Source organism: Kitasatospora sp. NPDC001539, assembly GCF_040298565.1.
In the GTDB taxonomy this organism is placed as follows: Bacteria; Actinomycetota; Actinomycetes; order Streptomycetales; family Streptomycetaceae; genus Kitasatospora.
In genome coordinates this window covers 1-14,917 of the sequence record NZ_JBEPAK010000177.1, presented here as the reverse complement: position 1 = coordinate 14,917, position 14,917 = coordinate 1, and the positions used below count along the sequence as shown (strand labels likewise).

Here is a 14,917-nt window from a genome sequence, read left to right as displayed (position 1 = left end):
CCAGGTTATGACACGGGGGTGGGTGAGGCCGCCCCCGCGCTATTCACGGGCCGGCCCGGCCCCGCGCCGCCCCCCGCCGGCTGTCAGTCGGTGGAGTCCCGGCCGGGGGTGAAACGCTCCCGGTAGCGGCGCACCGCCTGGTCGAGTGCCCGGCGGCCGACCCAGGCGAGCGGCTGCGGGTCGGCGAGCAGCGGCTCGTGGTCGGGCCCCGTCCCGACCACCCGGCCGGTCAGCACCCAGGGCCGGCGCCGCGGGGAACTCTCCGCCAGGTCGGCGTACTTCATCACCCGGCGGGCGACCCAGTCGGCGGCCGGGCGGGGCCACCAGGGCTCCGGCCGCAGCGGGGTCACGGACAGCCCCGGCAGCGGGACGTCCGCCTCGTAGTCCCTGCTGCCGGCGCCGTCCTCGACGGGCCCCTCGGAGTACCGCAGGTAGACGTCGAGGTCCCCGGTCGCGAGCCAGGTCAGCAGGGAGAGGTCGTCGATCAGGCCCATCCGGTCGGCGCCGGTCTCAGGGCCGGTTGGCTCGTGCATCGCTCGCCCAGCCTCGTGGACATTGGCCGTCCCGGTGGTCGTTCCGGAGCCGGGACGTATCCGGGCGGCTGCCCGGAATCCGGGGCGGCAATCCCGCCGGCCACGGCCTACGGACGGCCGGGGTCCGCCCGCGCCTGGCCGGGGTCCGCGCGTGCCGGGCCCGGATCCGCCCGCGTTTGGCCCGGGTCCGCCCGGGGACACGCCGCACCGGCGGGGGCCGTCGACGAGGAGACGAGCCATGTCGAACGATGCCATCGTCCTGCTGCGGGAGGACCACAAGGACGTCCGCCGCCTGTTCCGGGAGTACCGGGGCCTGGCCGAGGGCGGGGGCGGCGACGACGGGGCACGGCACAGGACGGTCCAGCGGATCATCGAGTCGCTGACCGTCCACACCTACCTCGAGGACGAACTGGTCTACCCCCGGATCCGCCAGGAGGTGCCCGACCTCGCCCGGGAGATGGACCGGGCCGAACAGGAGCACCACGTGGCCGACCTGCTCTGCGAGGAGCTGAGCCGGATGTCCCCCGGGGACGACGGCTACGACGCCAAGACGGCCGTCCTGATCGACGCCGTCGAACGGCACATCGAGCAGGAGGAGGCCGAGTGGTTCCCCAGGGTGCGGGCCGTGCTCGGCCGCAAGGAACTGCGGGAGATGGGCGAGCGGATGCAGGCCGTGCGCGAGACCGCGCCCCGTCACCCGGTGCCCGGCGGCGTCCTGCACCGCATCGCCGACGCGCTGGAGGGCTGACCCCCGCCGTCCGCCGACCACCGGGCCCGCCGGACGCGCGGCGCGCCGCCACCCGTGTGAAGCCGGGTTTCATCGCGGCCGGTCCGGGCAGCCGAGCGGCAGCCCGCCGCGGCGAACGGACGGCGGGAACACGGAAGGGACCGGAAGCATGGGACACGGCGGGAACGTCATCGCGGAGCTGACGACCGATCACCGCGAGGTCGAGGAGCTGTTCGACAAGGTCCAGGCGCTGCCGCCGGGCGACGAACGGCGCCGCGAGGTCGTGGACGAGTTCACGATCGAGCTGGTGCGGCACTCGGTGGCCGAGGAGGAGTACCTCTACCCCGCCGTGCGCGAGCACGTGCCCGGCGGCGGCCCGCTCGCCGACAAGGAGATCTCCGACCACGCGACCGTCGAGCGGCTGCTCAAGGAACTGGAGGGCATGGAGGCCACCGACAGCCGGTTCGACCCCCTCGTCGACAAGGTGGTGTCCGAGGTCAGGGAGCACATCGCCGACGAGGAGCAGAACCTCTTCCCCGCCCTCGCCAAGGCCTGCTCCCCCGAGGCGCTGGACGACCTCGGCGACAAGATCCGGGCGGCGAAGAAGTTGGCCCCCACCCGGCCGCACCCCTCCGCCCCGGACACCCCGCCGGCCAACAAGCTGCTCGCCCCCGGCGCCGGACTCGTGGACCGGGCCCGGGACTTCGTCACCGGCCGCGGCAGGTCCTGACCCAGCGGGCGGGCCCGGGCGACGGGCCCGCCCCCACCGGCGCGCGGAGGCCGCAGATCGCCCGATCGGCCGCCTCGGGGAGAAGGCCGCCGCGGCGCTCGGCCGCCGTCCCGAACCCGGGCTGCTCCTGCTCCACGACCTGCGCGAGCTCCATCTCGGCGCCACCGGCAACTCGCTGTACTGGGAGATGCTCGCCCAGGGCGCACAGGCCACCCGGGACACCGCGCTGCTCGCCCTCGCCGCGCAGTGCCACCCGCAGACGCTGCGTCAGATGCGCTGGACGAACACCATGGTGAAGACCCTCGCTCCGCAACTGCTCAGCAGCGTCTGAGGCACCTCCCCACCCGGGGCGCGGGACCCTCGCCCAGGGCGCGGGGCCTTCGCCAAGGGACCGGAGCGGGCCTACTCGACGGCCTTCTGGAGGCCGGCCCGGACGAAGTGCAGCAGATCGGCCGCCGTGAGCGCGGTCAGCCCGGAGCAGACCAGCCGGGTCGCCCCCGGCGCCAGCACCGAGGCCGCGGTCAGCCCGGTGGCGGCCCACAGACCGGTGCAGAACGGGCAGGTGATCAGCTCGCCGACGGCGCGCCGCGCACCCCGGCCGCGCACCTCCTCGGTGAGCTCGCCCGGGCCGGCCTGGCCGCGGAACCGGGCGAACGGCAGCCTGAGCGGGCTGGTCACCGGGTCCTTGGTGAGCAGCCGGGACAGCCGGTGCACGGCGCCCGCGGTCAGCAGCACGTCCCAGGGGCCGGGCTGCGGCAGCGGCCGCCCCGTACGGCGGGCGAGCGCGGCGAACGCCCCGGTACTGCCGAGGTACACCGCCATGGCGGCGAGGTACCCGGCGATCGGCTGCTCGCCGTCCGGCTCGTAGGCCTCGCGCTCCCGGCGCACCGTGGTTTCGAGGTCGTCGGCGGTGGGGGTTTCCCGGTCGGTCATGGCAGGCTCCGGAGTCCGGGGGGAGGGCCGGCACCACCGGTACGGCCTCCCTGGGGGAGTGGATGGTCGCACCCGCGTGTGCCCGCTCCGGCCCGGCCCATACGTGGCCCTCGGCGTCGCTGCGCGGCAGCGGGCGGGAGGCCGCCCCGGGGGTGGGACCTCCGGGTCCCAGCGCCTATCCTGCCGGGATGTCGTCCTCCCACGCGAAGACCGCCGTGCCACCGGGACCGGTCGATGCTCCGGCCGTCCTCCTCTGCGGTTACGGCCCCGTCGGCCGCGCCTACGCGGAGCGGCTGGGTGCCCGGGGTGACGAGCTCGCCGATGCCCATGGGGTGCGGCCGACGCTCGCGGCCGTGCGGGTCGGATCCGCGCAGGTCGTGCTCCGGGGCGGGGATGCCGTCCCGGACCGCTCCCACTGGGCCCCGCTCGAACCGCTGGAACACGTCCTCGAACGGACCGGTGCGCGGGTGCTCGTCCAGGCGCTCCCCTCCTCGCCCCGGGCACGGCAGCAGGCCGCCGAGGAGGCGGGCCTGGCGCTGCGCCGCGGGGTCCACGTGGTCACCGCGACCAAGAGCCACCTGCTGAGCCACTGGCGGGAGCTCGGCGAAGCCGCGCGGGCGGGCCGCAGCCTGATCAGGATCTCCGGTGCGACCGGTGCCGCCCTCCCGACGGCGGACCTGGCGCGCACCGGGGTGCGCGGTCTTGGCTGCCGGTCGATCCGGGCCTGTCCCAACGGGACGGCCACCTTCGTCCTGGACCGCCTGGCGGCCGGTGAGTCCCTGGAGGAGGCGGTCCGCGAAGCACAGGTCCGCGGCATCGCCGAGGCGGATCCCTCGGCGGACCTCTCCGGCGCCGACGCGGCCACCAAGGTCCGACTGCTCGCCGCTCTGCTGTGGGGCTGGGACCCGTCGACGGTGCACGTCAGCACCGAGGCGGTGGACGAGCAGGCCGGCCGGGAGGCGGTCGCCGCGGCGGCCCGCGGGCTCCGCCTGAGGGCCGTGGCGACCGCGAGCGCGGACCGCCCCCGTACCGTCGAGGTCCGCCTGGAACGGACGGTGCCGGGCGACCCGCTGCACGCGCTCACCGGACCGGAGAAGGCCGTCGTCTACGGCTGCCCCGACGCGGGGGACATCACGGTCAGCGGCGGCCGCTCCAGCCCGCTCGGCGCGGCGCTCGCCCTGGTGCGGGACACCCTCGACGTGACCGCTCCGCGCCCGTTCGGCTTCGGTTGAGCCGCGCGGCCCGGAGCGGGCCGCCTGCGGCGGGGTTCCGGCCGAGAGGCGGCCGGGGGCGTCGAGGACCCGGGCCGACGGCGCGATCGGTCGGCCGCCGGGCCTTCGGCAGCATGGCGGTCACCGCTCGCCCTTCCTCGCCAGCCACTCGGCCAGCACGGCCGCCTGACTGTGCTCCGGGTCCTTGGTGGCGGTCAGCAGGGTGAGCCGGTCGTGGGCGGCGAGCTCACGCAGGTGGCCGGCGGCCTCGCGGTGTTCGGCGTCGCGCAGCTCCGCGAGGTAGCGGCGGCGGAACTCGGCGAACCGGTCAGGATCGTGGCCGTACCAGCGGCGCAGCCCGGTCGACGGCGCGACGTCGCGCAGCCACTCGTCCAGGTGCGCGTCCTCCTTCCGCATCCCGCGCGGCCAGACGCGGTCGACCAGGATCCGCTGCCCGTCCTGGGACGAGGCCTCCTCGTAGATCCGCCGGTAGGCGATCGATGCGGCCATGGCGGCCTCCTCTCGGTTCGGCCTGCTGCGGGGACGGGCGGCGAGCGGCGCCGCCGGGCGACGACGCGCCCCCCACCAGGGTGTGCCCCGGCCGCGACGATCCGCACTCGGACGGGGGACGGGCGGCGACGGCGGCGCCGGCACCGCAGCGTGGCGCCCCGGCGCGCCGGGCCGCCGACGCTAGGGTCGCTCCCGGCGCGCGAAGCCGTGTACTCCGTGGAGGACGACGACCCGGGGCGCCGGCGCGGGGCGCGTCATCGGCTCCGCTGCGGAGGTTTCATGACTGCGTCCGACACCGCGCCGTCGCGCGCCCAGGTCCGGGTCCGGCGTGGCAGCACGCTCCTGCGCTGGCTGTTCACCACCGACCACAAGGTGATCGGGAACCTGTACCTGGCGACGGCCTTCGGGTTCTTCCTGGCGGGCGGCCTCATGGCGCTGCTGATGCGGACGCAGTTGCTGGGCCCGGACACCGGTTTCCTGACGAACCAGCGGTACAACCAGCTGTTCACCATGCACGGCACGATCATGCTGCTGCTGTTCGCCACCCCCACCTTCGCCGGCTTCGCCAACGCGATCATGCCGCTGCAGATCGGCGCGCCCGACGTGGCCTTCCCCCGGATGAACGCCTTCACCTACTGGGCCTTCCTGCTGGGCGGGCTGATGGTGCTCAGCAGCTTCCTCACCACCTACGGCGCCCCCGCCTTCGGCTGGTTCGCCTACGCGCCGCTGAACGGCCCGGCCCACGCGCCGGGCACCGGCCCCGACCTGTGGGCGCTCGGCCTGGTGGTGGCCGGCCTCGGGACGATCCTGGGCTCGGTCAACTTCATCACCACCATCACCTGCCTGCGGGCACCCGGCATGACCCTGTTCCGGATGCCGATCTTCAGCTGGAACGTCCTGTTCACCTCGATCATGGTGCTGCTGGCCTTCCCGGTGCTCACCGCCGCCCTGCTGATGCTGGAGGCGGACCGCAAGCTCGGGGCGCACGTCTTCGACCCGGCGAACGGCGGAGCGCTGCTGTGGCAGCACCTGTTCTGGTTCTTCGGACACCCCGAGGTGTACATCGTCGCGATCCCGTTCTTCGGGATCGTCACCGAGGTCATCCCCGTCTTCAGCCGCAAACCGGTGTTCGGGTACTACGGGATGATCGGCGCGACCGTCGCCATCACCGCTCTGTCGATGTCGGTGTGGGCCCACCACATGTTCGCCACCGGGCAGGTGCTGCTGCCGTTCTTCTCGATGATGTCCTTCCTGATCGCGGTGCCCACGGGGGTGAAGTTCTTCAACTGGGTCGGGACGATGTGGAACGGCTCGCTGTCGTTCGAGACCCCGATGCTCTGGTCGATCGGCTTCATGGTGACCTTCCTGTTCGGCGGGCTGAGCGGCATCCTGCTGGCCGCTCCGCCGGTGGACTTCCACGTCACCGACAGCTACTTCGTGGTGGCCCACCTCCACTACGTCCTGTTCGGGACGGTCGTGTTCGCGACCTTCGCGGGCTTCTACTTCTGGTGGCCGAAGCTGACCGGGAAGATGCTCGACGAGCGCCTGGGGAAGGTGCACTTCTGGATCCTCTTCGTGGGGTTCCAGGCGACCTTCCTGGTGATGCACTGGCTCGGCGCCCAGGGGATGCCGCGCCGGTACGCGACCTACCTCGAGGTGGACGGCTTCACCTCCCTCAACGTGCTCGCGACGATCGGCTCGTTCCTCCTCGGGGTCTCCAACCTGCCGTTCTTCTACAACGTCTGGACCACCACCCGGCACGGCACGCCGGTCGGCCAGGACGACCCGTGGGGCTGGGGCCGGTCACTGGAATGGGCCACGTCGAGCCCTCCGCCGGAGCACAACTTCCACGCGCTGCCCCGGATCCGCTCCGAGTCACCTGCGTTCGACCTGCACCACCCGGAAGTGGGCACGGAGAAGCGACCGGGCGGCGGAGCCGACCTGCCGTACGGCGGGCGGCGCGCACTTGGCGGCCAGGGCGCCCCGGAGGGCCAGGACGGGCAGGAGGGCGGGCGATGAAGAACGAGGGCCGGCTGTTCGGCATCATGACCGTGTTCTTCGCGGTGACCGGGCTGATCTACGGGTTCTGGGCCCGGGAACCGGCCGGCAAGGCGATCCTGACCGTGGCGTTCCTGATGTCGGGGCTGGTCACGCTGTTCTGGTTCGTCCAGCACCAGCGGCACGGCGGCGGCCGGCCGCAGGACCGCAAGGAGGCCGAAGTCGCCGAGGCCACCGGTCCGCTGGGCTTCTTCCCGCCCCGCAGCGGCTACCCCGTGCTCGCCGCGGCGGGGCTCACGGTCTTCGCGCTCGGCCTGGTCTACGCCCGGTGGCTGCTCGTCGTCGGCGGGCTGGTGCTCGCCGTCGCGGTCTTCGGGTTCACCTTCCAGTACCGCGACCACGGCGGCGGCGACTGACCCGGCGCAGCAGCCGGCCCAGCACCCCGCCCCGGGGCGGGCCGGCCGGCTCCTCGGGCCGGGGGTGCTCCGGCGCGGTCAGGACGGCCTCGACCCGGCGCTCCTCCTGCTCGAGCGTCGTCACGGCGACCCCGTCCCCGTAGTACCAGGAGCCGAGCGCCGCCCGCACCCGTTCCGTCCGCGGCGCGTCCACCGGCGGCGACTGCGGCAGCGGCTCCTCGCGCACCACCATCGCGTAGCGTTCGGCCGCCGAGACCGGCCGGTGGCCCCCGACGAAGCCGCCGTAGCTGGACTGGACGATCCGGCCGGTCTCGTCACCCTCCAGCAGCCGGGCCCGGTCCCTGGCCTGGAGGGCCAGGCAGAGCCGCCGGGTGACCATGAAGGACAGCGGCGGCAGCACGAACACCGACACCCGCAGCACCCAGGTCAGCGCGTTCACCGAGACGCCGAACCCGTACGCGATCACGTCGTTGCCGCCGGCGATCAGCAGCACCGCGTAGAAGACGATCCCGGCCACCCCCAGCCCGGTGCGGGTCTGCTTGTTGCGCGGCCGGTCGCACAGGTGGTGTTCCCCGCCGTCGGGCGTGAGCCAGCGCTCCAGGAAGGGGTAGCCGAACAGCGCCCCGAACAGCAGCCCGGGCACCACCAGGGCGGGGACGAAGGCGTTCCACGACACCGTGTGCCCCGCCAGCCCGGTCTCCGCGGCCGGCATCAGCCGCAGCGCCCCCTCGATGAACCCGATGTACCAGTCGGGCTGGGCCCCGGCCCCGACGATGTCGGGCCGGTAGGAGCTGTACCGCCAGATCGGGTTGATCTCCGCGAACACGGCGGACAGCGCCAGGATCCCGGCGATCGTGAACGCCAGGCCGGTGGTGCGGACGAGGAACTGCGGGAAGAAGGGGTGGCCCACCACGTTCCGGTTGGTCCGCCCCGGCTTCGCCCACTGGGTGTGCTTCAGCACCACCACCAGCGTCAGGTGCGCCCCGACCAGCGCCAGCAGCACGCCGGGCACCAGCAGGATGTGCAGGGTGAACAGCCGCGGGACGATCACGTGCCCCGGGTACTCGCCGCCGAAGGCGAAGAAACCGAGGTAGCTGCCGACGACCGGCACCGAGAGCAGGACGCCCTCGGCGATCCTGAGCCCGGTGCCCGACAGGGTGTCATCCGGCAGGGAGTAGCCGGAGAACCCCTCCAGCAGCGCCAGACTGAACATCGTGACCCCGATCACCCAGTTCAGCTCGCGCGGGCGGCGGAAGGCACCGGTGAAGAACACCCGCAGCAGGTGCACGCAGATCGACGTGATGAACAGCAGCGCCGCCCAGTGGTGGATCTGACGGACCAGCAGGCCGCCGCGCACCTCGAAGCTGATCCGCAGCGTCGAGGCGTACGCCTCGGACATCCGGACCCCGCGCAGCGGCAGGTAGGAGCCGTGGTAGTCGATCTCGCTCATGCTCGGATCGAAGAAGAGGGTCAGGAAGACCCCGGTCAGCAGCAGCACGACGAAGCTGTACAGCGCCAGCTCGCCCAGCAGGAACGACCAGTGGTCGGGGAACGCCTTGCGCAGCAGCTCCTTGCCCGCCTCCATGAGCGGGAGCCGCCGGTCGAGGGCCCGTGCGGCGCGCTCCCCGAGCGGCGGTCGCCCGGGGCCCGTCCGCGCGGTGGAGTCCGGCAGGCCGCCCGGAGACGTGTCGCTACCCTGGTTTCCGTCCATAGCGGGCAACCTAGTGCGAAACGCCCGTTCCGGGCGTGCAGGTCCGCGCGATCCTCCCTCCGTGCGAGGGCGGAGCAACCCCATCGGAGCAAGGCCCCGGGTGCGCCCGGGTGCGCAGCCCCCGCCCGGCCCGGCGGGCCGCCCGCGGTCAGCCTCCGCGCCGGTGCCGCAGTGTGGCCGCCCCGCGTGCCGCGGTGCGGACCAACAACCGCTCCACCGACGGGACGTGGCGCGGCGCCACGGCGGCCACACCGACGGCGGCGGCGACCCCCGCCCAGGCGACCGGCCCGAGCGGGGTGCAGCCGAAGAACCGGCTGACACCGGGGGTCTGCACGAGCAGCACGAGGGCCGCGGCGGAGCCGAGGACGGTCACCACGACCAGCCCGCTGCTGCGCCGGTCGCTGAGCGTCTGGACGAGCTGGGCGCCGACCACGCCGCACAGGGCCATGGTGCTGGTGCGCCGCGCCGAGCCGGGGGTGGCGGTGCCGATCAGCCAGGCGGTGGCCCCGCCGACAGCGGTGACCGCGCCGCGCTGGCGGATCTGCCGGCTCAGCGGCTCCCCGAGCGCCGAGATGCCCTCGGAGGCCGACGGGACGGTGCCCTCGGACGGCGCGTCCGGCGCCTCCGGGCGATCCGCACCGGTCGCGCCGTCGGGAGTGTCCGGGCTGCCGGGAGTGTCCGGGCCGTCGGGGGCGTCCGCGCCCTCCGGGGCGTCCGCGCCGCCGCGCTCGGCCGGGTCGGCCGGGCTGTCGGTGTCCCGGGGCGTGGCGGCCACCGCCATCGCCGGGAACATGTCGGTGAGCAGGTTCACCAGCAGGATCTGCCGGGTCGACATCGGCGCGCTGCCGGACAGCAGCGTGCCGAGCACGGAGAAGCCGATCTCACCGGCGTTCCCGCCGATCAGGATGCTGATCGCGTCCGCCACGCTGCGCCACAGCGCACGCCCCTCGGCGACGGCGTCGGTCAGCACGGTCAGCTCGTCGCCCGTGACGACCAGGTCGGCCGCATTGCGCGCGGCCGCCGAACCGCGGGCGGCGACGCCGACGCCGATGTCGGCCGCCCGGATCGCGGCGGCGTCGTTCGCGCCGTCGCCGACCATCGCCACCACCCGGCCCGCCTCCCGGAGCGCCTCGACGACCTGCAGCTTCTGTTCGGGGGCGACCCGTGCGACGACGCCGCAGTCGCGCAGCCGCCGGGCCCGTCCGGCCCGGTCCAGGGCGGCGAGGTCCTCGCCGGTCACCAGCTCGACGTCCTCCGGCCAGCCCAGCGAGACGGCGACCGCCCGGGCGGTCGCCGGGTGGTCGCCGGTGAGCATGACGGGCCGCACCTGCGCCCGCCGCAGGCCGTCGATCAGGGCCGCGGAGCCCGCGCGCGGTGTGTCGGCCAGCGCGACGAACCCGACCAGGCGCAGCCGTCCCAGCGGCAGGTCGAGGGCCTCCTCGTCGCCGTCCCAGTCCCGGGCGGCGACGGTGAGCACCCGCAGGCCCTCGTCGGCGAGCGCGGTGACCGTCGCGCCCGCGTCGGCCCCGGCGTCGGTGCAGGCCGGCAGGACGACCTCCGGCGCGCCCTTGACCACCAGCAGCCGGTGTCCGTCCTGGTCCGTTCCGGTGGCGCCGGCGTAGCCGCGACTGGCCTCGAAGGGCAGGCTCTGGGCGGGCGTCCAGGCCGGTTCGGGGGCGGCGGCGAGCACCGCCTCGTCGGTGGAGTGGGCGTGGGCGACCGGTCCGTCGTCGGGCGGCGGGCAGGCCCGCGCGGCCATCCGCAGGACGGCTTCGGCCTCGGGCGCGTCCGCGGGGTGCAGGCGGCCGTCCGCCGTGCCGATCCTGCTGACCCGCAGGCGGTTCTCGGTGAGGGTGCCGGTCTTGTCGAAGCAGACGGTGTCCATCCGGCCGAGCGCCTCCAGCACCCGGGGGGTGCGCACCAGGAGTCCGTGCCGGCTGAGCCGGCGGGCAGCCGAGAGCTGGGCGACGGTCGCCACCAGCGGAAGCCCCTCCGGCACGGCGGCCACGGCGACCGCGAGCCCGCCCTGCACGGCCTCGCGGACGGGGCGGCCCCGGAGCAGGGCGAGCACCGCCACGGCGGCGCCGCCGAAGAGGGTGAACGGCAGGTTGCGGTCGGTCAGTTGGCGCAGTCGGGCCTGGACGCCGCCGGGCGGGGGTGTCCGGGCGGCCAGGTGGGCGGCGCGGCCGGCCTCGGTGTCCTGCCCGGTGCCGACCACGACGGCCCGAGCCTGCCCGGCCACCACGGTGGTGCCCTCGAACACCATGCACCGCCGATCGGCGACCGGTGCCTCGGGGGTGGCGTCCACCTGCTTGGTGACCGGGAGCGACTCGCCGGTCAGGGCGGACTCGTCGACCTCCAGGTCGTCGACGTCGAGCAACCGGGCATCGGCGGGCACCACCTCGCCCGTGTTCAGCTCGATCAGTTGACCGGGCCTCAGCCGGGAGGCGTCCACGGTGCGGGTCCGCTCGCCCTGGGCCCGTTCGTCCTGGGCCCGTTCGTCCTGGGCCCGTTCGTCCCGGACCAGGTGCGCGACCTGACGCTGCGCCATCTCCAGCGCGGAGATGGCGTTCTCGGCCCGGAGCCGCTGCACGCCGCCGACCAGCGCGTTCATGCCCATGGCCCCGGCCACCAGCAGGGCGTCCACCGGCGAGCCCAGCAGGGCGGAGGCCGTCGCGCCGACGAGCAGGACCGGTGTGAGCGGATCGTCCAGTTCGGCGCGCACCGCCCCGGCCAGCTGGAAGGCCTGGCGGGCGGGGCCGAACGCCGGGTGCCGGGCCGTCCGGCGCACGGCGTCCCGGGTCGTGCGCAGCGCGGCAGGGGCGGGCCGGGCACCGACCGCCCGCAACCGGGCCAGCGCCTCGCGCGGCGGCAGCGCGTGCCAGGCGGTCCGCGGCGGCGGGTGCGGGGCGCCCTGGACGGAGACCCGCAGTGCGGCGCGCCAGCCGGAGAGCAGCGCGGCGGCCGTCGCGAGGTTGACGGGGGAGAGGCGGGCCGCGACGGGGAAGGTGCCGCGTGCCCGTCTGCCGCGGGTGACGACCAAGAGGCCGGACAGGGCGGTGCCGGCCTCGGCGAGGGTGGTGGAGTGCCGTGCAACCGACCGGGCGGCGGGGATGGCGGCCAGCAGCCGCCAGACCGCGTCCAGCCCGTGCAGGGCCAGCAGGTCCGCGCCCCACACCACCGCGCTGTCGTCGTCGGTGACGGCGACGGCGAGGTCGCCGCGGAGCAGGGCGGCGAGCACCTCACCGGCGGCCTCGGAGGGCGTCCGGCCGTCGCCGGCGGGGACGTGGGCGACGGTGAGCACCACGTGGCCGTCCCGCTGGAGTTCGGTCACGACCTCGGCCAACGGCCTTTCCGCGCCGACCAGTTGGTCGGCAAGGGCGCCGAAGTCGCCGAGCGTTCCGTCGTCGGCGAGGACGACGTGGAGCCCGGCCCGCCGGGCCGCGTCCAGGGCGGCCTCGGCGCGCGGGTCGATCTCACGGCCGATCAGGACGGTGCCCACGTCGGCCCCGTCGGCGCCGGCGATCATCAGCCCGGTGTCGGAGCCGCGCTGGTCGGGGACGGGCCGCAGGTGGATCCGTGCGCGGTCGGCGCCGGTCCGCGTCCCGGACTCCGCGGCGGGCGGGGCGGAGGGCCCGGCGGCGGCCCGGGTCTCCGGCTCGCCGACGGTTGCGGGCCCGGCGCCGGTGCCGGCGGTGCCGAGCGCGGCGGCGGCCGCCAGCCACAGCCGGTCGTGGTCCCAGTCGGGAGCGTTCGGATTGACGTGCAGGACGGTGCGCGCCCTGCCGCGCAGGGCGTCGGGGTGCAGGACCACGGTGTCCACCAGCTCCAGGCGCCGCAGCCGGTCCGGGTTGCGGACCAGCACGCCCTCGCGGGCGAGTTCGGTGCCGAGCACGGCGGTGAAGGCGTCCGGCCCGTAGCGGGCGGCCTTGGGGTTCCCGGCGACCAGGGCCTCGGCGGTCTCGGTGAGGTCACGGGTGATCAGCGCGGTGGAGGCGGCGCCGAGCAGGGTGCCGACCACGGCCTGCCCGGCGTACTCCTCGGTGGGCAGCGGGTGCAGCGGCGGCCGGGCGGTCCGGTCGGGCGCCACGCTGACCCGCCCCGCCGCGCAGACGGTGTCGTGGGCGTGGTCGAAGGCGGCCGCTGCGCCGACCGCCTCCAGCAGGCGGCCCGTGCGGAGCACCGCGTCCAGCACCAGCGCGGTGGGGGAGCGCCCGATGCCGTGGGCGGCGGCTCCGGCGGCCGCCAGCACCAGGTCGGTGGTGGTGCTCCCGAGGCGGCGCCGCAGCTCCCGGCGGACGTCCGGGTCCTCGCAGAGCAGGCCCGCGCCCGCGGTGACCAGCCGGGGGGCGCTGCGCAGGCGGACGGTCCGCGCCCCGACGGCGGTGGCCAGGCCGACGGCGTCGCAGGCGAGGCCGAACGCCTGGGTGCGGACGCCGCCGATGCGGTCCGGGTGGGCCGACTCCAGGGTCTCCTCGTCCGACTCCTCGTCGGCCGCCTCCAGTCGTTCGCGGGCGGCGAGTTCGGTGGCCCGGCCCACCACCCGGTCGGTGACGGCGTCCTCGGTCAGCTGCACGACCAGCCGGGCCAGGCCGCCGTCCCAGTAGGCGGCGATGACGTCCGGCCGGCGGGCCAGCGCCACGGCGACCTTGCGGGCGGCGGCCTCCACGTTCCGCGCCCGGCCGGCCGCACCCGGTCCGGGCCGCAGCGGCAGTTGCAGCCGGGCGCCGGCCCGCCAGTAGCCCCGGCCGGCCTCGGCGGCGTTCACGGCCACCCGTCCGACCCGCCGCGTGGTGGCGATCGCCTCCGCGGCCCCGTGCGCGCCGGTGCGCACCCCGGCCCCGGCTGCCTCGGACGCCGCCTGCGCGGCGGTGCGGGCGACCGGGACGGCCCGGCGGACGACCGCCGTCGGCACGGCGAGCGCCAGCCCGGCGCCGGTCGCGGAGAGCCTGGTGAGCAGACGCGGAAGCATGCGGGCGCCCGCCGTTCAGGACGCCGGCCCGGGCCGGCGCCGGGGCGCTCCGCCGCTCGTGCCGCGGGTGGTCGTACCGCCGGAGGGCGTTCCGGCCGGCCCGGACGCCTTGGTCGTCGTACGGCTCCTGGTCGCGGTCCGGCTCCGGCCGCCGGAGGCGGTCTTCCCCGGGCCGGGCCGGACCGAGGCCGCCGCGGCCTCCTCGGCGGCCGCGGGCCGCGGTTGGGTCAGCCAGACGGCCGCCGCACCGGCGGCGGCCACCGGCCACTCCACGGCGCCCAGCGCGCCGAGCAGCCCGGCGCCGGCGTAGGCGGCGATGCGGCGCGCCCGGGGCGACACCAGACCGACGGTGTCCAGCACGCCGTTGACGGCGCTGCCGACCGCGTCCGCGCCCGGCACCCGGTGGACGGTGGCGGTCACCGTGCCCACCGGGTGGAGCAGCATCGACGGCCCGGACGGCGGCCGCGGGGGGCCGGTCGTGGTGGATGGATGCTCGTTCATGATCGTCTCGTCCGGTTCGAAGCGGTCCAGGACCTGTCCGGCGTATGCCCGGTCGGATCGGGCCAAACAGTCCGCGCGAGGTGCTCCTCCGCGATGGCCCGTCCTTCCATGGTCCGCCCGGTTCCGACGGGCCGCGCGGCCCGTCCGGACCGGACGTTACGAGTCGGGTCCGCCGGGTAGGCGCGGCCGCGACACCGGGGGCCGAGACCGGGACGGAAGAGGATTGATTCCCATGCTGCTGCTAGGACTTCTGCTGATGGCGGCGTCCGGTGCCTTCATCGGGCTCCTGATCGCCGACAACCTCTCCGGCGGGCCGGAGTACCAGGTCACGATCCTCGGCAACGACCTCGTGAAGCTCGACAGCCTCGGGATCTTCCTGTCCGGGGTCGCCCTCGCCCTGCTGTTCTGCCTGGGCCTGGCCCTGATGTGGCCGAGGCGGCGGCGCGCCCGCGCGGCGGGGCGCCACACCCACCGCGGCGTCCGCCCGGCGGAGCCGGCCGAGCGGCCGGAGTTCGGCGACACCGGGGCGCGGACGGCTCCCGTGATGCCGGAGGAGCGGGCGGCCGACCAGGGCGGCCGGGCCGGCGACGTACCGGGCGAGGCGGGGCGGCGGCACGGCCGGCACCTGTTCGGCCACTGAGACCACCCCTTCCGAGGGCGCGAGGCGGACCGGCC

12 protein-coding genes and 1 pseudogene are annotated in these 14,917 nt (G+C 75.5%); 7 read left to right on the top strand and 6 right to left on the bottom strand.

Annotation, left to right across the window (positions count from 1 at the left end):
• Nucleotides 1–83 precede the first annotated feature (83 nt).
• A complete protein-coding gene (locus tag ABT247_RS24050; RefSeq protein WP_350745564.1) occupies nt 84–533 on the bottom strand; it encodes a DUF6098 family protein in 450 nt (149 codons plus the stop codon).
• A 238-nt stretch (nt 534–771) separates the two neighbouring features.
• Between ABT247_RS24050 and ABT247_RS24045 the strand changes: the two genes are divergently transcribed.
• The 3 genes and pseudogenes from ABT247_RS24045 to ABT247_RS24035 all read left to right on the top strand — a co-directional run.
• Nucleotides 772–1,281, top strand: coding sequence for a hemerythrin domain-containing protein (locus ABT247_RS24045; protein WP_350745562.1), 510 nt, complete (start codon nt 772–774; stop codon nt 1,279–1,281).
• A gap of 148 nt (nt 1,282–1,429) precedes the next feature.
• Nucleotides 1,430–1,990 carry a hemerythrin domain-containing protein gene (locus tag ABT247_RS24040; RefSeq protein ID WP_350745560.1) on the top strand — a complete coding sequence of 187 codons (561 nt, stop codon included), beginning with the start codon at nt 1,430–1,432 and terminating at the stop codon, nt 1,988–1,990.
• 73 nt (nt 1,991–2,063) lie between these two features.
• Nucleotides 2,064–2,321, top strand: a pseudogene (locus ABT247_RS24035) (hypothetical protein); the annotation flags it as partial.
• A gap of 71 nt (nt 2,322–2,392) precedes the next feature.
• On the opposite strand, the gene ABT247_RS24030 reads toward ABT247_RS24035, so the two are convergent.
• Nucleotides 2,393–2,923 (bottom strand): DUF1360 domain-containing protein, encoded by a 531-nt coding sequence (locus ABT247_RS24030; protein ID WP_350745557.1) that lies wholly within the window; start codon nt 2,921–2,923, stop codon nt 2,393–2,395.
• Between the two features lie 188 nt (nt 2,924–3,111).
• On the opposite strand from ABT247_RS24030, the gene ABT247_RS24025 reads away from it, so the two are divergent.
• Complete coding sequence (locus tag ABT247_RS24025) at nt 3,112–4,155, top strand: homoserine dehydrogenase (RefSeq protein ID WP_350745555.1); 1,044 nt, start codon at nt 3,112–3,114, stop codon at nt 4,153–4,155.
• A 120-nt stretch (nt 4,156–4,275) separates the two neighbouring features.
• Here the strand turns inward: ABT247_RS24025 and ABT247_RS24020 are convergent, their stop codons facing one another.
• Nucleotides 4,276–4,644 (bottom strand): DUF488 domain-containing protein, encoded by a 369-nt coding sequence (locus ABT247_RS24020; RefSeq protein WP_350745552.1) that lies wholly within the window; start codon nt 4,642–4,644, stop codon nt 4,276–4,278.
• 279 nt (nt 4,645–4,923) lie between these two features.
• Here ABT247_RS24020 and ctaD point away from each other — a divergent pair, with 279 nt between their 5' ends.
• Both ctaD and ctaF read left to right on the top strand, forming a co-directional pair.
• Nucleotides 4,924–6,663: an aa3-type cytochrome oxidase subunit I gene (gene ctaD, locus ABT247_RS24015; protein ID WP_350745550.1), complete on the top strand. Its 1,740-nt coding sequence runs from the start codon at nt 4,924–4,926 to the stop codon at nt 6,661–6,663.
• Nucleotides 6,660–7,058, top strand: a complete 399-nt coding sequence (gene ctaF, locus ABT247_RS24010) for an aa3-type cytochrome oxidase subunit IV (protein ID WP_350745548.1) — start codon at nt 6,660–6,662, stop codon at nt 7,056–7,058. Before ctaD ends, ctaF begins: the two co-directional genes overlap by 4 nt.
• Here the strand turns inward: ctaF and qcrB are convergent.
• The 3 genes from qcrB to ABT247_RS23995 all read right to left on the bottom strand — a co-directional run bounded on the left by qcrB (nt 7,021) and on the right by ABT247_RS23995 (nt 14,242).
• Nucleotides 7,021–8,769 carry a cytochrome bc1 complex cytochrome b subunit gene (gene qcrB / locus ABT247_RS24005; protein ID WP_502892492.1) on the bottom strand — a complete coding sequence of 583 codons (1,749 nt, stop codon included), beginning with the start codon at nt 8,767–8,769 and terminating at the stop codon, nt 7,021–7,023. The genes ctaF and qcrB overlap by 38 nt on opposite strands.
• A gap of 148 nt (nt 8,770–8,917) precedes the next feature.
• Nucleotides 8,918–13,741 carry a cation-translocating P-type ATPase gene (locus ABT247_RS24000; protein WP_350745545.1) on the bottom strand — a complete coding sequence of 1,608 codons (4,824 nt, stop codon included), beginning with the start codon at nt 13,739–13,741 and terminating at the stop codon, nt 8,918–8,920.
• A gap of 15 nt (nt 13,742–13,756) precedes the next feature.
• The gene (locus ABT247_RS23995) at nt 13,757–14,242 is read right to left on the bottom strand and encodes a hypothetical protein (protein WP_350745543.1); all 486 of its coding nucleotides are present in this window, start codon (nt 14,240–14,242) and stop codon (nt 13,757–13,759) included.
• 232 nt (nt 14,243–14,474) lie between these two features.
• On the opposite strand from ABT247_RS23995, the gene ABT247_RS23990 reads away from it, so the two are divergent.
• Nucleotides 14,475–14,882 (top strand): hypothetical protein, encoded by a 408-nt coding sequence (locus ABT247_RS23990; protein WP_350745540.1) that lies wholly within the window; start codon nt 14,475–14,477, stop codon nt 14,880–14,882.
• Nucleotides 14,883–14,917 lie beyond the last annotated feature (35 nt).